Annotated in this window: 18 protein-coding genes; 8 read left to right on the plus strand and 10 right to left on the minus strand. The window is 58.1% G+C overall.

The annotated features are described in order from the left end of the window. Window positions 1-111: 111 nt before the first annotated feature. The 3 genes from ACLEIV_RS03295 to ACLEIV_RS03305 are packed head-to-tail and all read right to left on the minus strand — an operon-like array spanning window position 112 to window position 2,798. The gene (locus ACLEIV_RS03295) at window positions 112-1,449 is read right to left on the minus strand and encodes a sodium-dependent transporter (RefSeq protein WP_410455231.1); all 1,338 of its coding nucleotides are present in this window, start codon (window positions 1,447-1,449) and stop codon (window positions 112-114) included. Window positions 1,450-1,487: 38 nt separating this feature from the next. Continuing rightward, window positions 1,488-2,564 (minus strand): AI-2E family transporter, encoded by a 1,077-nt coding sequence (locus ACLEIV_RS03300; RefSeq protein ID WP_410455232.1) that lies wholly within the window; start codon window positions 2,562-2,564, stop codon window positions 1,488-1,490. Window positions 2,565-2,576: 12 nt separating this feature from the next. Next, a complete protein-coding gene (locus ACLEIV_RS03305) occupies window positions 2,577-2,798 on the minus strand; it encodes a sulfurtransferase TusA family protein (RefSeq protein WP_410455233.1) in 222 nt (73 codons plus the stop codon). Between the two features lie 119 nt (window positions 2,799-2,917). Between ACLEIV_RS03305 and bepA the strand changes: the two genes are divergently transcribed. After that, window positions 2,918-4,360, plus strand: coding sequence for a beta-barrel assembly-enhancing protease (bepA, locus tag ACLEIV_RS03310; protein WP_410455234.1), 1,443 nt, complete (start codon window positions 2,918-2,920; stop codon window positions 4,358-4,360). 130 nt (window positions 4,361-4,490) lie between these two features. Here bepA and ACLEIV_RS03315 read toward each other — a convergent pair whose 3' ends face one another. Then, entirely contained in the window at window positions 4,491-4,949 is a 459-nt protein-coding gene (locus tag ACLEIV_RS03315; RefSeq protein WP_410455235.1) for a TlpA family protein disulfide reductase, read from the minus strand. 85 nt (window positions 4,950-5,034) lie between these two features. On the opposite strand from ACLEIV_RS03315, the gene arsC reads away from it, so the two are divergent. Next, complete coding sequence (gene arsC / locus ACLEIV_RS03320) at window positions 5,035-5,382, plus strand: arsenate reductase (glutaredoxin) (RefSeq protein WP_410455236.1); 348 nt, start codon at window positions 5,035-5,037, stop codon at window positions 5,380-5,382. Beyond that, on the plus strand, window positions 5,382-5,756 hold the full coding sequence (locus tag ACLEIV_RS03325) for a DUF2069 domain-containing protein (RefSeq protein WP_410455237.1): 375 nt from the start codon (window positions 5,382-5,384) through the stop codon (window positions 5,754-5,756). The genes arsC and ACLEIV_RS03325 overlap by 1 nt, the downstream gene beginning before the upstream one ends. Window positions 5,757-6,157: 401 nt before the next feature. On the opposite strand, the gene ACLEIV_RS03330 is transcribed toward ACLEIV_RS03325, so the two are convergent. Genes ACLEIV_RS03330 through ACLEIV_RS03345 form a run of 4 tightly spaced genes read right to left on the minus strand, consistent with a single transcriptional unit; the run spans window position 6,158 to window position 9,242 of the window. Then, window positions 6,158-6,850: an ABC transporter permease gene (locus ACLEIV_RS03330; protein WP_410455238.1), complete on the minus strand. Its 693-nt coding sequence runs from the start codon at window positions 6,848-6,850 to the stop codon at window positions 6,158-6,160. 3 nt (window positions 6,851-6,853) lie between these two features. Beyond that, on the minus strand, window positions 6,854-7,594 hold the full coding sequence (locus tag ACLEIV_RS03335; protein ID WP_410455239.1) for an ABC transporter permease: 741 nt from the start codon (window positions 7,592-7,594) through the stop codon (window positions 6,854-6,856). Between the two features lie 48 nt (window positions 7,595-7,642). Continuing rightward, entirely contained in the window at window positions 7,643-8,419 is a 777-nt protein-coding gene (locus ACLEIV_RS03340) for an ABC transporter substrate-binding protein (protein WP_410455240.1), read from the minus strand. Between the two features lie 55 nt (window positions 8,420-8,474). Further along, window positions 8,475-9,242 (minus strand): ABC transporter ATP-binding protein, encoded by a 768-nt coding sequence (locus ACLEIV_RS03345; protein WP_410455241.1) that lies wholly within the window; start codon window positions 9,240-9,242, stop codon window positions 8,475-8,477. A gap of 396 nt (window positions 9,243-9,638) precedes the next feature. On the opposite strand from ACLEIV_RS03345, the gene ACLEIV_RS03350 reads away from it, so the two are divergent. From ACLEIV_RS03350 to ycaO, 3 genes are all read left to right on the plus strand, one after another. Then, window positions 9,639-10,547: a LysO family transporter gene (locus ACLEIV_RS03350; RefSeq protein WP_410455242.1), complete on the plus strand. Its 909-nt coding sequence runs from the start codon at window positions 9,639-9,641 to the stop codon at window positions 10,545-10,547. A 103-nt stretch (window positions 10,548-10,650) separates the two neighbouring features. Then, entirely contained in the window at window positions 10,651-11,754 is a 1,104-nt protein-coding gene (gene asd, locus ACLEIV_RS03355; protein WP_410455387.1) for an aspartate-semialdehyde dehydrogenase, read from the plus strand. Window positions 11,755-12,382: 628 nt separating this feature from the next. After that, window positions 12,383-14,140, plus strand: a complete 1,758-nt coding sequence (ycaO, locus tag ACLEIV_RS03360; protein ID WP_410455243.1) for a 30S ribosomal protein S12 methylthiotransferase accessory factor YcaO — start codon at window positions 12,383-12,385, stop codon at window positions 14,138-14,140. A gap of 120 nt (window positions 14,141-14,260) precedes the next feature. Here the strand turns inward: ycaO and ACLEIV_RS03365 are convergent, their stop codons facing one another. Further along, window positions 14,261-14,995: a DsbA family protein gene (locus ACLEIV_RS03365; RefSeq protein WP_410455244.1), complete on the minus strand. Its 735-nt coding sequence runs from the start codon at window positions 14,993-14,995 to the stop codon at window positions 14,261-14,263. A gap of 67 nt (window positions 14,996-15,062) precedes the next feature. Next, the gene (locus tag ACLEIV_RS03370) at window positions 15,063-15,686 is read right to left on the minus strand and encodes an energy-coupling factor ABC transporter permease (protein WP_410455245.1); all 624 of its coding nucleotides are present in this window, start codon (window positions 15,684-15,686) and stop codon (window positions 15,063-15,065) included. A gap of 298 nt (window positions 15,687-15,984) precedes the next feature. Here ACLEIV_RS03370 and ACLEIV_RS03375 point away from each other — a divergent pair, with 298 nt between their 5' ends. Further along, entirely contained in the window at window positions 15,985-16,932 is a 948-nt protein-coding gene (locus ACLEIV_RS03375) for a TAXI family TRAP transporter solute-binding subunit (protein WP_410455246.1), read from the plus strand. A gap of 141 nt (window positions 16,933-17,073) precedes the next feature. Next, window positions 17,074-19,086, plus strand: coding sequence for a TRAP transporter permease (locus tag ACLEIV_RS03380; RefSeq protein WP_410455247.1), 2,013 nt, complete (start codon window positions 17,074-17,076; stop codon window positions 19,084-19,086).

Consider the following 19,086-nt stretch of genomic DNA (forward strand, 5'->3'; position numbering starts at 1 on the left):
GCCACCTGTTGGCAATACAAACTGGCTACGCGATCTATTAAGAAGGCCTCAGCAAACAAAAAACGCCATGGCATGACCATGGCGTTTTTTGTTATGGCTCAAAGCCGAATATCACCAGCTGGAGCCGATCACCAGCAGCACCAACAGCGGGCACACTATGCGTACATACCAGGGCCAGATGCGCCAGAAAACACTGGAGGCGAGTTCGGGCGAGCCCTGCACCAGCTCTTCAAACAACTTGGCCCGGCCCCACATCCAGCCGCCCAGCACGCAGAAGCCCAGGCCGACCAGAGGTTGTATGTTCTGGGTCGACAACCGGATCACGAAACCGAACAGGGCACCGAAATTCAGACAGATGATGACGCTGAACAGCGCCAGCGCGCCGCCCAGCAGCCAGGTCATCAGTGGACGAGAGGCCTTGAAGCGCTCGATGCTGTAGGACACCGGCACTTCCAGCATGGAAATGGACGAGGTCAACGCCGCTATGCCCATCAACACGAAGAACACCAGCGCCATCACCAACCCTATCGGCCCCATGGTATCGAACAACGCCGGCAGCACCACAAACACCAGAGTATCGGAGCTGAGCAGGCTGCCGTCTTCCGCGAAGATAGTAACGCCGTTGTTCATGGCCACAAACATCGCCGGCAGTATCACCAGCCCCGCCAGAAAGGCCACACCGGTGTCGAGCAGCGTCACCTGAAAGGCGGTGCTCGGAATGTTCTCGTTCTTGTTCAGGTAAGAGCCGTACATCAACATGGAACAGCCACCTATGGTCAACGAGAAAAAGGCCTGGCCCATGGCGCTGATCAGCATATCCGGCTCCAGCACCTTGCTGAAGTCCGGCACCAGATAGTGCTTCAGGCCGGACATGGCACCGTCTTGCGTCAGTATGTAGAAGAACAACAGCAGGAACAGCACAAACAGCGCCGGCATCAACCGCGCCGACCAGCGCTCTATACCCCGGCGCACCCCGGCCTGCACCACCAGTATGGTGAGCAGGTAAAATACCAGGGTCCAGACGATGTTGCGTCCCAACCCGAAGGCCTGCAGCCATTCGGTGGCGGCATCCCAGCCCAGGATACGGGTCACTGCCGCCGCCAGAAAGGCCAGCAACCAACCGGCGACGATGGCATAGAACGACAGCACCAGGCTCGGCACCAGCATGCCCGCATACCCCACCAGTGAGGCCATGGCCTGTTGCAGCGGAGTACGCCCCAGCTTGCGCACCGAGTCTACCGGGTTGGCCTGACCATAACGGCCGATGGCCACTTCCATTACCAGCATCGGAAAGGCCAGCAGCATCACCAGCACCAGGTAGGCAATCAGAAAGGCGCCACCGCCGTTGCTCGCAGCCTGTGTCGGAAAGCCCCAGATATTACCCAGCCCGACCGCCGCCCCGGCGGCGGCCATGATAAAGCCGAAGCGCGAGCCAAAATGTTCTCTCACTGTACTGTCCTTATTTCTTGTGCACTAAATATGCTTTTTCATTGAATGTCGGTGCTTGCCGTCGGGTCATCCTGCCTGGGCCAGGCGTTGACCACCGCCTTGACCAAAGTGGCCAGGGGAATGGCAAAGAATACCCCCCAGAATCCCCAGAGACCGCCAAACACCAGCACCGCCACGATAATGGCGATGGGATGCAGGTTGACCGCCTCCGAAAACAGGATCGGCACCAGCACGTTGCCATCCAGCGCCTGGATGATGCCGTAGGCGACAATCAGGTAGAAGAAGGGCGGGGTAAAGCCCCACTGAAACAGCCCCACCATGGCCACAGGTACCGTGGCCGCCGCCGCTCCTATATAGGGGATCAACACCGAGAAGCCGACCAGTACCGCCAGTAACAGCGGGTAGCGCAGGTCCAGCAGGATGAAGGTCAGGTAGCTGACGCTACCCACGATCAGGATTTCGATCACCTTGCCGCGCACATAGTTTGCTATCTGCACGTTCATTTCATGCCACACCCGCGATACCAACTCCCGATTGCGCGGCAGAAAACGGCTGGCACTGTGCATCAAGACGAGCTTGTCTTTAAGCATGAAGAACACCAGCACCGACACCAGGATCAGGTACACCATCAGGACGGCGGCATTGGTCAGCGAACTCAGCGACACACTGAGAATGGCGTCTGCCGAACCCAGCAGGCGAGCGCGCAGATCGTCCAGCACACTTTGCACCAGGGTCACGTCCACCAGTTCGGGGTATTGCTCCGGAAGGGTCAACAGCAGTTCCTGAGAGCGACCGATCATGGTCGGTATTTCACGGGCCAGATTGGCGGTTTGCGACAAGAAGGTCGGTACTATGCTGATCAGCGACAGCACCACCAGGATGGCAAACAGCAGCTGCACCACGGAAGCGGCCAGCCATCGGCTCAGCCCCAGCCGTTCCATCCGGCTGACCGGCCAGTCCAGCAGATAGGCAATCACCACAGCGGCGAAAAAGGGCGCCAGTATATGGCCCAGAAAATATACCACCACAAAACCAAACAACAGGCTCAGGAACAACGCAACGGCACCGGGATCGGAAAACCGCTGCCGATACCAATGCTTGAGAACATCCAGCATGTAATAATTTCCTTATGATGCCTTGGTAATCATCAATATCAGCATTTCGTCATCGTCGGCCACCAGCTCAAGCGGATGACCCATGCGCGAAACATAGGCGGGAATATCCTGGCGAGAGCCCGAGTCTCTCAATAACAGTCGTAACTGCTGCCCGGCCTCGGCCGCTTTCAACCAGAGCTTGACCCGGATCAACGGCAGCGGACAGCGCCAAGCAGTCGCATCCAGTATCTCCACCGCACCTCCGACCAAAAAAGAAAGGCATTATCCCTTTGTTATGGCGACCAAACAATGCTTGTGACCCCTTATTGGGGCGAGTATTCTGCTGACAGTGCACCATCAACAAGGTAACAATAATGGGTTTTCATGCCACCAGGCTGGCGTTGGCTTTTTCTCTGCTGACACTGACGCCGCTACAGGCCGCCAACAGACTGCCCGATATCGGCACCGCCGGTGTCAGCGCCATGTCGGTGGAACGGGAAGCCCGATTTGGCCAGGCCTTTACCCGCTTTGCCCGAGCCAACCAGCCGGTGATCGACGACCCTGTGCTCAACGAATACATTACCGATCTGGGCCTCCAACTTTTGTCACAGGCCGACTCGGTCCGGTTTCCGTTCCAGTTTCTGCTGATCCGTGACGACAGCATCAACGCCAGCGCCTTTCTCGGTGGCGTGCTGCAACTGCATACCGGCTTGTTCCTGTACGCGGAAAACGAAAGCGAGCTGGCCTCGGTTATCGCCCACGAAATCACCCACGTCACCCAACGCCATATCGCCCGCTATCTGGAGTCCCAGTCACGCAGCACCCCGCTGACCATCGCCGGACTGGTGGGCTCGGTGGCGCTGGCGATGGTCAACCCGCAGGCGGGTATGGCGGCGCTGCAGACCACCCTGGGTCTGAAGATGCAGTCGGCCATCAACTATACCCGGGACAATGAATTCGAGGCGGATCGTATCGGCTTGCGCCTGCTCCATAACGCCGGCTTCGACCCCAATGCCATGGCCGGTTTTTTTCAGAAGCTGGCCGACAAGTATCAGTTTGCCAGCTCGCCGCCGCCCATGTTGCTGACCCACCCGTTGCCCAGCAGTCGTATCGCCGAAGCCCGCAGCCGGGCTCAGGATTACCCGGCCAAGATCTACCCGGCCAGCCTGGAGTTTCAACTGGCCAAGGCCAGGATCATGGTCCGTTTTCAGCAAGCCGGCTCCGGTGACCTGTACCGTTTCTTCGAGCAGGCCGCTCTTGAAGCCGGCGACTGGCAGGCCGATGCCGCCCGTTATGGTCAGGCCATGGCATTGCTGCAGATCAATGAATACGACAAGGCCCGTCCCCTGCTGGAAGCCCTGGCCAGTCGTCACGCCAACAACATCTTCATCCTCGATGCCCTGACCGATCTGGATAATGCACAAGACCGCTTTGATACCGCGATTACCCGCTTGCAAAGCGCCCGGAAACAACTGCCCGATAATCAGGTGGTGATGATCAACCTGGCCGACAGCCTGCTGCAGGCGGGTCGTCATCAGGACGCCGCCACCCTGCTCGACAGTCATCTGCGCCGTCATCCGGAAAACCTGCTGGCCTGGGAGCTTATCGCCCAGGCCTACCGGCCCCTGAATGACGAGTCCTCCTTCCGCCGGGCCCAGGCCGAAGTGGCGGCCCTCAAGGGCCGCTACGAGCTGGCGGTGGATCAGATGGAAATCGCCGCCAACCTGGCGAAGGATGCCATGCAGCGCGCCCGCCTAGGCGCCCGGCTGGAGCAACTTCGCCAGCAGCAGAAAGACTGGGATGCATTGAGAAACTGAGCCGGGAACGGGATTGGGGGCTGCACACTCCTTTGTAGCCGCCGCTTCAGCAGGCCTGCTCAACGCTTGAAAGGCCTGCGCAGCAGGCCCTGCCGACGAAAGTCGCAGCTACGAGTCGAATTCCCAGTCCCTAATCCCCCCAATATATATCCTGCCAGCGGGCCAGATCTTCCGCCTTCAGTTCTCCCTGATGGCTGTCGACCAGCTTGCCGCTCGGGTTGATCACCATGGTGGTCGGTAGTGCTCTTGGCGTTTCAAACGGCCAGGGTCCCTCCAGGCCGGCGGCCACCGGCATCGTCATCCGATAGTCCGTTTTCAGGCGCTTCAGCTCGGCGGGAGGCAGAGAATCAAAGCTCACCGCCAGCACCTCTGGCCCCTCGATGTCGTTCAGCTCGTTCAGCAGGGGCATTTCCCGCAGACAGGGGGCGCACCATTCGGCGAAGTAGTTCACCACCAGCCACTGGCCCCGATAATCACTTAATTCACGGCGCTCTCCATCCGATAACGTCAGGGTCGCCGCATCGCCACACCCCGCCAACGACGTCGCCAAAAACGACACGGCCAAAAACAAAGACTGCTGCTTGCCCATATGCTGTACCCTCCGCACTGGCTTTTATACAATTACCCACAACATCACTCGCACCATGCCGGCGGCATCGCCACAGGAGTTTAGAATGAGCCTACGTATCTATCATAATCCCCGCTGCTCCAAGAGCCGGGAAACCCTCACTCTGCTGGAGCAGCAAGGCCTGAAGCCCGAGATTATCAAATATCTCGACACACCACCCGACACAGAGCAACTCAAGACCCTGTTGACACAACTGGGCATGAGTTCGGCCCGGGAGCTGATGCGTACCAAGGAAGAAGAATACAAGCGTCTCGGTCTGGCCGATGTGCATGACGAAGACGCCCTTGTCGCCGCCATGGTGGCGCACCCCAGGCTGATCGAGCGTCCCATCGTGGTTAACAACAACCAAGCTGCCCTGGGTCGTCCGCCCGAGCAGGTGCTGGACATTCTGTAATGAGCATCAAACTGGCACGTCTGCTGGCCCTGACCGGCTACTTTGGCCTGATCATCTGGGTCGCTCTCTGGCACGGACTTATCTCTCCGCACCCCGATCTCAGCATCGGCTTCATGTTGGTGATGTGGCTGCCCTGGCTGCTTATTCCCATGAAGGGCATGCTCAAAGGCAATCCCTATACCCATGCCTGGGCGGTTTACCTGCTGATGCCGTATTTTCTGCACTCGGCCACCCTGCTGTGGGTCGATGAAGGCGAACGCTGGCTGGCGGCAGTCGAACTGGTACTGGCCAGCACCATGTTCATCGGCAATACCTACTACGCCAAGTTTCGCGGTCGCGAGCTGGGACTGAGTATTCGCAAGAAGAAAGCGTAAAACAAAGCCGTAAGCGATCAACCATAAGAAAAGACAAAAAAACCGAGTCTGCCGCAGACTCGGTTTTTTTTCTTTAGCTGATGCCGACGGTTTGTAGTGGAAAATCGGACAAAGGGCACTACTCCGCCGGTACGCCGTTAATCCATCCATGGCGCCAACGGCCGGCTGAGCAGACACCCTTTTCCCTCCTTCCGCAGCGGAGTGGTCTGTCTGTCGTGCTCACCGACGACTCGGAGCCTAAAAAGAGGCGGCTGGGATAGCCTCAGCCGACCAGCACATGACAGGACATCTGTACTGAGCGTCGCAGGGATGCGGTTTAGCGTGTCGGAAGAGGCTACCTAGTGGCTTCTGAGCATATTTTACGGACTGACAGACTTAAGGCTGACAGCTGCTTTTATGCGTTAGTTCGTTCTGGGCTGAAGGTGCCGGGACCAGCGGTTTTCCAGCCGTCTAAAGCCCCAGACCAGCAGGAAGGTCAGACACATATACACCAGGCCCGCCGCCAGAAATGCCTCGAAAGGCGAGTAGTAGCGCGAGTTGACGATCCGGGCCGCGCCGGTCAGATCCACTATGGTGATCACCCCGGCGACCGCCGAGCCGTGCAGCATGAAAATCACCTCGTTACTGTAGGCCGGCAAGGCCCGTCGAAACGAGTTGGGCAGTATGATGCGCCGCAGTGTCGTCATCCTGTTCATGCCATAGGCATAGGCCGCTTCAATCTGCCCCCTGGGCATGGCATTGATCGAGCCGCGAATAATCTCGGCGGTATAGGCGCTGGTATTGAGGGTAAAGGCCAGAATGGCGCAAAACCAGGCCTGACTGAACAGATCCCAGGCGGCGGACTCCCGCAACCAGACCCATTGCCCGGCCCCGTAATAGATCAGAAACAGCTGTACCAGCAATGGTGTGCCGCGAAAGAAGTAGATATAGGCCCAGGCCGGCCCCTTGAACAACCAGTTGGCACTGTTGCGCAATATGCCCAGTGGCACCGCAATCAGCAGACCCAGCAACAGCGAGATGGCTACCAGAAACAGGGTGGTATAAAGCCCCTGCCAGTAGACGGTCCATTCATTGATGATGATTGAAAAATCCATTTATTACCTCGTCTGAATGGCGTAGTGACGTTCTGCCCACTTGAGCATGGAGGTAGACAGGGTGGTAAACAGCAGGAATATCACCGCCACCGCCATGTAAAAGGTAAAGGGCAACTGGGTAGCACCCGCCGCCAGCGAGGCCTTGCGCACCATGTCGTCCAGACCGATGATGGATACCAACGCCGTGGTCTTGAGCAGTACCAGCCAGTTGTTGCCCAGGCCCGGCAGGGCGTGGCGCATCATCTGCGGAAACAAGATACGCCGAAACACCAGAGTCGAGCGCATGCCATAGGCGCGGGCGGCCTCGAGCTCGCCCTTGTCCACCGCCAGAATGGCGCCGCGAAAGGTTTCGGTCATGTAGGCACCGAAGATAAAGCCGATGGTGACAATGCCGGCCATGAAGGGGCTGATTTCCACATAGTCGGGTAAATAGCTGACCCATTCGTGGGCAGGATCGCCGCCGCCTAGCCAGTCGTTCAGCTTCTGGTTGAGCGAATAGAGTGAATTGTTGAGCAATACCTGGCCGCCGAAGAAGATCAGCATCATCAATACCAGATCGGGAATGCCCCGAATCACGGTGGTGTAGCCGGTTGCGAGCCAGCGGGCAGGTTTGAATGAGGAGAGTTTGGCCAGTGCCCCCAGTAATCCCAGGGTAACCGCCAGTAGTAACGATAACAGGGCCACCTGTATGGTGACTGCCGCCCCTTCCATCAGGGCGCCTTCGTATCCTTTCAGATCCAGCATAACGATGTCCTATCATACCGGCCCCGAAACGGGGCCGGTAAACGCTGATTAACTGCCGTAAACGTCGTATTCGAAGTACTTGTTGTTCACTTCTTCGTATTTTCCGTTTTCACGCAGATCCTGGATAGCCTGGTTCAGCATGTTTTTCAGCTTCTGATCCTGCTTGCGTACCGCAATACCGAAACCTTCGCCGAACCATTGCTCATCGGTGACCGAGGGGCCGACAAACTCGAACTGATCGCCGCCGTCCTTGTTCAGCAGCCCTTCCTCGATGGCGGTGGCATCCAGAAAGACATAATCGATGCGGCCGGACTTCAGATCCAGGTAGGCTTCATCGGCGTTACCGTAACGCACCAGCGCAACATCTCTGCCGAAGTTGTCGGTCAGGTACTTGTCGTGGGTGGTGGCGATCTGCACCCCAACCTTCTTGCCCTTGAGGCCTTCCTTGCTCAGATCGAGCTCGGTGCCCTTTTTGGTCACGAACTTGTTCGGTACCAACGCGTATTTGCCGGTAAAGTCCACGGTGCGCTTACGCTCTTCGGTGATCGACATGGCGGCGATAATGGCGTCATATTTACGTGCCAGCAACGCCGGAATGATGCCGTCCCAGTCCTGGGCCACCAGCTCGCACTTCACCTGCATCTGCTCGCACAGGGCATTGGCCATGTCCACGTCAAAACCCTGCAGCTCACCGTTTTCATCGGTCCAGGAAAACGGAGGATAAGCCCCTTCAATACCAAAACGTACGGTTTTCCAGTCCTGCGCCTGAACAGCGCCTGCCGCCAGGGTAGCCATGACGGCGCCCGCAACCAACAGTTTTTTCATAAGCATTACTCCTTGTATTACGCCTTGTGTATCAGTTAGTTATTACTCGCCGACCTCAATAGGACGACGATATAAACTGCTTGAATCGCTCCGAGCTCGGGTTGGCAAACACCTGTTTCGGATCGCCTTGCTCTTCCACCAGACCCTGATGCAAAAATATAAGCTTGTTGGAGACCTCACGAGCAAAACTCATTTCATGGGTCACCACCAGCATGGTCCGGCCTTCCTCCGCCAAGCCCCGCATCACGCCCAGTACCTCACCAACCAGCTCGGGATCCAGTGCCGAGGTGGGTTCATCGAACAACATCACCTCGGGGTCGACCGCCAGGGCCCGGGCTATCGCCGCCCGTTGCTGCTGACCACCGGACAAATGGCTGGGATAATATTCCCGCCGTTCGTAGAGCCCGACCTTGTGCAACAGCGCTTCGGCCTTTTCAATGGCCTCTTTCTTCGGCACCTTGAGCACATGCACCGGCACCTCGATGATGTTCTCCAATATAGTCATATGGGACCATAAGTTGAAACTCTGGAACACCATGGCCAGCCGGGAGCGGATGCGCTCGACCTGGCGCATGTTGACCGGCTCACGCTCTCCAGCCTTGTTGGTGCGCATCTCGATCAGCTCACCATGCAGCCGCACTTCACCGGCCGACGGAGTTTCCAGCAGATTGATACAGCGTAAAAAAGTGGACTTACCGGATCCGGAAGAACCGATAATGGAGATAACATCGCCATTATCGGCCTTTAAATCTATGCCTTTCAACACTTCCAGGGAGCCGTAGTGTTTGTGCAGTCCCGACACTTCCAGGGCAGCTTTACTCATCCGTTAGACCCTTGTTCCCGATGCCGACAAGACGGCATAGTTGCATTCATGGTTAACAGTTTGTTAACCGTCGTGAGGGAAACTACCATCTGTTTACGCTAATAACAACAGAATCCCCTTTCAACAACCGCACCAGTTGGTTTTTTATACATAATAACACCTGGTTGGCAGTATAATATTATGCAAAAATATCGAATAAATTATCAACCATGAATTTTTCCACTACTCCGGCCCTCCCCTTCCCGGCCGGATTTCCCATCCAGAAACTCGGCCCGCCCCGAAAGTCACACCGCACATATTTCGGCTTTTTTTTCCATTTAGGCTCACGTATCCTGTCGACAAAGGAATATGGCGGTTAAAAAACCAGCTCAATCAATCAATTGGAAGATAAACTATATGTACTCCGGCTTGCTTATCGTGTTGTTGCCCCTGGCGCTGGGCTATTGTATCCCCTGCCGTTCCCAGTCGATCCTGCATGTCATTAATGTGTCGGTGGCCCGCATGGTCTACCTGATCCTGTTTCTGATGGGGATAAGCCTGGCCTTCGTCGACAACCTGAGCGCTCACCTGGGTACCATTTTTACCGTCTGCCTGACCTTTCTCGCCTGCATCACCCTCGCCAACCTGGCCGGACTCTGGCTGCTGGATGTACGCCGGGGCCGGGTCAGCGGCGAGCGGGGCGCCCCCGTCATCAGCAAGTGGTCCCTGTTGCTGGATTCGATCAAGCTCTGTCTGGTGATACTGGCGGGGGTACTGCTGGGACAGTTTCTCGACCCCGAATGGTTTGCGGTCGACGCCCTGAGCGAATGGGCACTGATGCTGCTGTTGCTGCTGATAGGCATTCAACTGCGCAATTCCGGCATGAAACTGCGGCAGATATTGCTCAACCCCTGGGGCCTGGCCATAGCCCTGGTGGTCATGGTCAGCTCCTGGGGCGGCGGCCTCGCCGGGGCTTGGCTGCTGAATATGCCACTGAGCCACGGCCTGGCCTTTTCGTCCGGCTATGGCTGGTATTCACTGTCGGGCATTCTGATCAGCGACCAGTTGGGGCCGGTCATGGGCAGTGCCGCCTTCCTCAACGATCTGGCCCGGGAGCTGGTCGCCATCATGTTGATTCCGGCGCTGATGCGCCGCCATCCGTCCTGCGCCATCGGCTACGGCGGCGCCACCGCCATGGATTTTACTCTGCCGGTATTGCAGCGTTCCGGCGGAGTGGCCATAGTACCGCTCGCCATCGTCTCCGGCTTTATCCTGAGCCTGGCCGCACCGGTTTTCATTCTCGCCTTTCTGTCTCTCGGCGGCTAAATTTTGACCAGTTACTTTCCTTTATTTCTTGCACCTTTCGGCTCAATCAGTATGGTGAATAGGGTATTTTATTTATTCACTTCCAAGGGAAGGACATTTGATGATGAAAACGGTAGGTCTGGTCGGTTGGCGCGGTATGGTGGGCTCGGTATTGATGAGCCGCATGGTGGAAGAAGGTGACTTTTCCCGCATCAAACCGGTCTTTTTCACCACCTCCCAGGCGGGTCAGCCTGCTCCCGACTTCGGCACCGATGCCGGTACCCTGCAAAGCGCCTATGACATCGATGCCCTCAAGGCGCTGGATGTAGTACTGACCTGTCAGGGCGGCGACTACACCAAGGAAGTCTATCCCAAGCTGCGCGCTGCCGGCTGGAACGGCTACTGGATCGACGCCGCTTCCGCCCTGCGCATGGATGACGAAGCGCTGATCGTACTGGATCCGGTCAACGGCAAGCAGATCCAGCAGGCGCTGGACAATGGCGCAAAGACCTTCGTCGGCGGCAACTGTACCGTCAGCCTGATGCTGATGGCACTGGGCGGCCTGTTCGAAAAGGATCTGGTCGAGTGGGTGGCGGTGTCCACCTACCAGGCGGCCTCCGGCGGCGGTGCCCGTCACATGCGCGAACTGATCACCCAGATGGGCATGCTGCGTGACGAAGTGGCCGAAGAGCTGGCCGATCCGGCTTCCGCCATTCTCGAACTGGAGCGCAAAGTCACCGAGAAGACCCGCAGTGGCGACCTGCCGGTCGACAACTTCGGCGTGCCCCTGGCCGGCAGCCTGATCCCCTGGATCGACTCCCAACTGGAAAACGGCCAGAGCCGCGAAGAATGGAAGGGCCAGGCCGAGACCAACAAGATCCTCGGCATAGAGCAGACCATTCCGGTCGACGGCCTCTGCGTGCGTGTCGGCGCCCTGCGCTGCCACAGCCAGTCGTTCACCATCAAGCTGAAGCAGGACATTTCCATCCCCGAGGTAGAGAAGCTGCTGGCCAGCCATAACGACTGGGTCAAGGTGATCCCCAACGACCGTCAGCTGTCGATGGAAGAACTGACCCCGGCCGCGGTAACCGGCACCTTGAGTGTACCGGTCGGCCGCCTGCGCAAGCTGAACATGGGCCCGCAATACCTGTCTGCCTTCTCGGTCGGCGACCAGCTGTTGTGGGGTGCCGCCGAGCCCCTGCGCCGCATGCTGCACCTGCTGCCGTAAGCCTCATAGCCTGATGTCAAAAGCCCGCCACCCGGCGGGCTTTTTCATGCTGATAAGCTGACTTTGATGTATCAGAAATTCGGACAAAGGGCACTACTCCTCCGACACGTCGTAATACTAGTTCGCATAAAGGTCTAATCGTCTTTTGAATTCGAGCGCAGAGGCAACACAGCCACCTCCCGCGACACGCTACGGGATATGCCTGCTGCGAACATTCACTGGATGTTCGGTCAGGCTGAAACCTTTCGTCACGGCAAGACAAGCTTGCCCCATCTAAGCTCGGACATGCCATCTGACCGCCAGGGAAGGCGGGAATGGCAGGAGCATTTTCCGGCCATGGCATGTCACGGTCGTGGGAGCCATTCTCTGTTGCCTCTTCTCGAGCACCGAGTTGCCCGCAGACGACTCAGATGCATCAAGGAGGACAAAGGGATCTGCTCCGCCGACCTTCTGTTTCAGGGATGAAACAGAGAGCGTACAGGATGTCTTCATCGCGGGTCGGCGGAGCGGGCCCTTTGTCCGATACTTCCCGGCCTTGCCTTCATCTGCTCGTACATCCCGCTTGTTCAATTTCTGTGCTCGGGTTAGGATCTGCCCCCTTTTTGCCGATCACTCCCAAGGACTCCCCATGAAAACCTTTATCCCCAGCAAAGACGCCGCGCTAGAGGATTCAATCAGCTACTTTCAGCAGCAGTTGAGTACCCTGGGCTTTGATATCGAGGAAGCCTCCTGGCTCAACCCGGTACCCAATGTGTGGTCGGTACATATTCGCGACAAAGACTGCCCTCTGTGCTTCACCAACGGCAAGGGCGCCAGCAAAAAAGCCGCCCTGGCCTCGGCTCTGGGTGAATACTTCGAGCGTCTGGCCACCAACTATTTCTTCGCCGACTTTTACCTGGGCCAGGACATCGCCAACGGCGACTTCGTGCATTACCCCAACGAGAAGTGGTTTGCACTGCCCGCCGACAACGGCCTGCCCGCCGGTGTGCTCGACGACTATACCCGCGGCTTCTACGATCCGGACGGCGAGCTGACCGCCGACATGCTGATCGATCTGCAGTCCGGCAACGAAGAACGCGGCATCTGCGCCCTGCCCTTCGAGCGCCAGGGTGACCAGCAGACCGTATATATTCCGATGAACATCGTCGGCAACCTCTATGTGTCCAACGGTATGAGCGCCGGCAACACCCGCACCGAGGCGCGTACTCAGGGCCTGTCCGAGGTGTTCGAACGCCATATCAAGAACCGCATCATTGCCGAGCGCATCAGCCTGCCGACCATTCCCGCCGAGGTGATGGCCCGCTATCCGCATATCCAGGAGCCAATAGCCGCCCTGGAAGCGGAAGGCTTCCCCATTCACGCCTTCGACGCCTCTCTGGGCGGAGAATACCCGGTGATCTGCGTGGTGCTGTTCAACCCTGCCAACAGCACCTGTTTCGCCTCCTTCGGCGCTCACCCCCGCTTCGAAGTGGCGTTGGAGCGAACCGTTACCGAGCTGCTGCAGGGCCGTAGCCTGAAGGATTTAGACGTGTTCGTACCGCCTTCCTTCGAAGATGATGAAATAGCGGATCATCACAACCTGGAAACCCACTTCATCGACTCTTCCGGCCTGATCAGCTGGGACATGTTCAAGGACCAGGCCGACTATGAATTTGCCGACTGGGACTTCAGCGGCAGCTCGGAGCAGGAATTCAATCACCTGATGGCGATTTTCGATCAGTTGGAGCAGCCGGTGTACATCGCCGATTACGAGCACCTGGGCGTCTATGCCTGTCGTATTCTGGTACCCGGCATGTCAGATATCTACCCGGTCGAAGATCTGCTGCTGGCCAACAACAGCATGGGAGCCGGCCTGCGCGCCACCCTGCTCAGCCTGCCGGCCAGCGATGCGGACGCCGAACAGCTGATGGGTCTGTACGAACTGCTGGAAGAAGAAGGGCTGGATGACTTCACCCGGGTGCGCGAACTGATCGGCATAGCACCGAACAAGGGCACCGCCTGGCATACCCTGCGGGTGGGAGAGCTCAAGTGCATGCTGGCACTGGCCGCCGGTGAGCGGGAAACCGCGCTGGAGTACGCCGACTGGACCCTGAGCTTCAACGCCTCCGTGTTCAGCGACGAGCGCCATCGTTACTATCGCTGCCTGAAAGCCGCGCTGGAGCTGCACCTGTCGGACGAACGAGAGCCGGCCCAATACCGTTCGGCTTTCGAAAGCATGTTCGGTGCCGACACCGTTGAGCAGGTGTGGCAACAAATCGACGGTAGCGCCCGCTTCCACGGCCTGACGCTGGCCGACGAAAGCCTCAGGGACTTTGCCGCCCATCAGGCGCTGCTGGCCACCTACGAAAAACTGCAAACAGCCAAGCGCGCCGCCAGCTGGAAATAAGCACGGTGACCGGTGACCGGTCACCGGCATAAAATCTGTTGGTAAAACGACAAGACCCCGGCTCGTTGCCGGGGTCTTTGTTTATCCAGTTCCCACTCCCTGTTCACCGCTACCAGGGCATCAGGACTTTTTGTCTTTCAGTATGTCCTTCAGGGCGGCGGCGTCGATCGCTCCCGGGATCAGGGTACCGTCGGGAAACACCAGTGCCGGCGTGCCGTTCAGGCCCAGACTGCGGAACAAACTCAGGTTCTGGCTCAGCTTGTCGGCAATTTCCTTGCTGTCGGCTTTCTTCTGCAGAGCCTTGGCATCCAGCCCGGCCTTGTCGGCAATGGTGGCCAGGGCGGCGGTCTGCACCCGCTGCTGGCTCATCAGCGCCTGATGCAGCTCTTCATACTGACGGGGCGCCTCCTGGGCTGCGGCCAGCGCCAGACGCGCCGCCTGCACCGAATCGGGACCCAGAATGCCGATGTCCTTGACGATCACCTTCAGCTCGGACTCACTCTTGATCAGCTCTTTCAGGGTTTCGTTCATGCGACGGCAATATGGGCAGTTGTAATCGGTGAAATACACCATTTCCATTTTGCCCTTGGGGTTGCCCATGACACCGTCGGTGTGGTTGGCAAACAGCTGGCCCGATTGCTCCTGCAGTTGCTTGGCAAACTCCTGCTGCTGGGCCATCTTGTCTTTTTCTTCCAGCTTGATGATGGCTTCCCGCAGTATCTCCGGTTGTTCCAGCAGAGTTTCGCGCACCAGTTTCTGAAATTCATCCCGGCTCATGTCTGCCTGTGCCGGGGTGGCGGCAAACAGACCCAGCGCCAGTATGGGGGCCAGGGGGTTCAATACTCGAGGATTCATCAGCTTCTCACTTCAGGCTAGGTTATGGGAGCAGACTACCAGAGCCTCACGGCCATCAGAAGAGCCCTTACTTATTAATCAGATAGTCACGGTCGAAAAAGGTGCGCATCCACCGGGGTTTGAACACCACCAGCAGGGTGATGGCCATACCGTTGAGCAGGGCCTCGGGGAACAGCAGCAAGGGAAGTATGCCGACGTAGTTATCCTGCACCACTTGCCAGCTATACAGCTCGGACCACAACACATAACCGGCAAAAAGCAGGGTTTTGACGGCGATAGTCAGGGCCGCATTGAAGAAGCCGGCGACGAAGATATAGACGAACAGGTGCCGATACAGATAGCTGTAGGTCAGCAGAAAAACGAAATAGCTGAACGACAGCGGCACTATCACTCCCAGCAGCAGGTTGACGCCGAAATCTGACCAGGGCTCGAAGCCGAACAGGGTGATCAGCAGCAGGCTCAGGGTGCCCATCAGCACCCCCATCCGCCAGCCCAGCATCAGCGCCAATGTGGTCAGGCCGAGAAAATGCACCTCCAGCCCTTCCTTGACACCGGCCTGCAACATCCACAGGGGTACCAGGGCAATGGCTGCGCCAAAACACAGATGCTGGCGGTTCTTGTCCGCCAGCCAGGCTTGCCAGTCAAGTTTCCAGGCGGCAAGAAGCAGCACCAGTATGCTCGGTAAAATCAAGATTCACTCCTCACCTGTTTTGATGTGCGTATCGCAGCAGAGACCATGCCCGATGATACTACATGACTCCCTGCAACAGCACCGGTACACCCGATCCCCATGAACCGCCATTCGTGTTCGAGTCGCTCTCACATTCCGAAAAAACAGAACAAACACAACCTTGATTCTGAAAATCCAGAATTTCTATTTTCTCATCCCATAAAAATCAACAACTTAATAAATAAAACGACTTTTTAACTTTGGCATCGAAACTGCAACCTTATTGCTGCACCATCATAACCAACAAGGAAGCCAACCAATGAAGGTCATCAAACACTGCCTGCTCGGCGCCTCTCTGGCGTTGTCCGTGACCGCCACCCAGGCCACCGAATTCATCAACGTGCTCACCGGTGGCACCAGCGGGGTCTATTATCCGCTGGGTGTCGCCATTTCCCAGTTGTACGGCAAGCAGATCCCCGATGCCAAGGTACAGGTTCAGGCCACCCGTGCCTCGGTGGAAAACCTGACCCTGCTGCAACGTGGCCGCGGTGAGATCGGCTTTGCCCTGGCCGACAGCGTGGCCGATGCCTGGAATGGCGAGGAGGAAGCCGGCTTCAAGGCACCACTGAAAAAACTGCGTGCCGTGGGCGCCACCTATTCCAACTACATCCAGATCGTGGCCCGGGCCGACAGCGGTATTACCAGCCTGGAAGATCTGAAGGGCAAGCGCATTTCGGTCGGCGCGCCGCGTTCCGGCACCGAGCTGAATGCCCGCGCCATCTTCAAGGCCGCCGGCATGAACTACGACGACTTCTCCCGCACCGAATATCTGCCCTTCGGTGAGTCGGTCGAACTGATGAAAAACCGCCAGCTGGATGCCACCCTGCAATCTGCCGGTCTCGGCATGGCCGCCTTCCGCGATCTGGCTTCCCATGCTCCCGTGATATTCGTGCCCATCCCCACCGAACTGGTCGCCAACATCGGCAATGACGCCTATCGTCCCAGCATGATCCCCGCCGGCACCTATACCGGCCAAGACAGCGATGTGCCTACCGTGGCTATCAGCAACCTGTTGATCACTCATGAAAAGGTATCCGACGAAACCGCCTATCAGATGGCCAAACAGGTATATGAGAACCTGCCTGCCCTGCGCAATGCCCACAGCGCCGCCGAGGGCATCACCGCAGAAGACGCCGTTCAGGGCCTCCCTCTGCCGTTACATCCCGGTGCCGAACGCTATTACAAAGAAAAAGGCCTGTTGAACTGACGGGCCTGGGCCATCGGTGCTCTTCAGCCGGTGGCTCAATCGCCAGTAACCAGAATCAAAAACAATATCGAGTCCGTTACCGACGGCAATCGTATTAACTGCAGCCTGGCCGAATATCGGCGGACGGGCTGAGGAGTGATGATGAGCGAACCCCAAACCCGACCTCAGGCGCTTGTGTTTTATGGTGCCCTGGCCTTTTCAATCTTCCAGATTGTCACCGCCGCCTTCAGCCCCTTGTCCACCACAGTGGTAAGGGCCGTTCATGTCGGCTTTCTGCTGTTTCTGGTTTACCAGCTTTACGGTGCTCGCGGCCAGCGTCTGTCCCGCCCCTCGGTCTGGAGCCTGCTGCTGGGGGCTACCGCCCTGCTGTTCGCCTTCTACCACTGGTGGTTCGAAGCGGACCTGATTTATCGTGCCGGTGACATGAACCAGACCGACTGGATTATCGGCAGCATCACCCTCTTGATGGTATTCGACGCCGCCCGCCGACTGATGGGCTGGGCGTTGCCCATGATTTGCCTGAGCTTCGTCGCCTATGCACTGCTCGGCCAGCATCTGCCCGACGTGCTGATGCACAGAGGCTACGGTCTGGATCAGGTGGTGTCGCAACTGGCCTTCAGTACCGAAGGCATCTACGGCACCCCGACCTATGTCTCGTCCAGCTACATCTTCCTGTTTATCCTGTTCGGCGCCTTTCTCGAACAGGCCGGCATGCTCAAACTGTTCAACGACGTGGCCATCGGTTCTGTCGGTCACACCCGTGGTGGCCCGGCCAAGGTGTCGGTACTCTCTTCCGGCATGATGGGCACCATCAACGGCTCCGGCGTGGCCAACGTGGTCAGCACCGGCCAGTTCACCATACCGCTGATGAAGAAATTCGGCTACAGGTCCGATTTCGCCGGTGCGGTGGAAGCGACCAGCTCCATGGGAGGCCAGATCATGCCACCTGTGATGGGTGCCGTGGCCTTCATCATGGCCGAAACCATCAACGTACCCTATGTGGACATCACCAAGGCCGCCTTGATCCCCGCCGTCCTCTATTTCTTTACCGTGTTCCTGATGGTGCATCTGGAAGCGGGCCGTGCCGGCCTCAACGGCCTGCCCAAGGCCGAGTGCCCCAACCCGCTGACCGCCCTCAAACAACGCTGGTATCTGCTGCTGCCGCTGGTGGCACTGGTTGTCATGCTGTTCTCCGGTTTCACCCCTCTGTTCGCCGGCATGATGGGACTGGCCCTGACGGTGGTGTTGATCATGGGTAACGGCATCGCCAAACACCTTGGCGCCAAAGGCCTGCGCTACGCCTTCTGGGTCGCTCTGGGTCTGGCCTGTGCCAGCTTCAACCATTTCGGCATCACCGCCATTTTCGTGATCGTCGCCATCCTGACCGTGCTGCTGCTGGTCAAGCGTGAACAGAACATTCTCAATACCGTGGTCAATGCCCTCTATCAGGGGGCCCTGCATGCCCTGCCGGTCGGTGTGGCCTGTGCGCTGGTCGGGGTCATCATAGGGGTTATCTCGCTGACCGGAGCCGCCACCATAGTCGCCGGTTTCATTATTCAGCTGGGCGAGCACAGCCTGCTGCTGTCGCTGGTGCTGACCATGCTGACCTGTCTGGTACTGGGCATGGGCATCCCCACCATTCCCAACTACATCATCACCAGCTCCATCGCCGCCCCGGCGCTGCTGGAGCTTGGGGTGCCGCTGATCGTCTCGCACATGTTCGTGTTCTATTTCGGCATCATGGCCGATCTGACGCCACCGGTGGCACTGGCCGCCTTCGCTGCCTCGCCCATCGCCAAGGCCTCGGGCCTGCGGATCGGCATGCGCTCGCTGCAAATTGCCATTGCCGGCTTCGTGGTGCCCTACATGGCGGTCTATGCCCCCGAACTGATGCTGCAGGGAGATGCGGGCCTCGCAGCCACCATCTTCGTGGTGTTCAAGGCGCTGCTGGCGGTGTCGCTGTGGGGCATGGGCGTCATCGGCTACTGGCTGCGTCCCTTCGGCTGGGCAGAACGTCTGGTTGCCATCGTCGCCGCCGCCCTGCTGGTGTTCTCACTACCCTTCACCGATGAAGTCGGTCTGGTCCTCGCCGCCCTGCTGCTCGGCCGTCATTGGCTGCAGGTCCGGAGCCAGCGCCAGTTGGCACCATCCTGA

The sequence above is a fragment of the Oceanisphaera submarina genome (genome assembly GCF_046521305.1).
Lineage (GTDB): Bacteria > Pseudomonadota > Gammaproteobacteria > Enterobacterales > Aeromonadaceae > Oceanimonas > Oceanimonas submarina.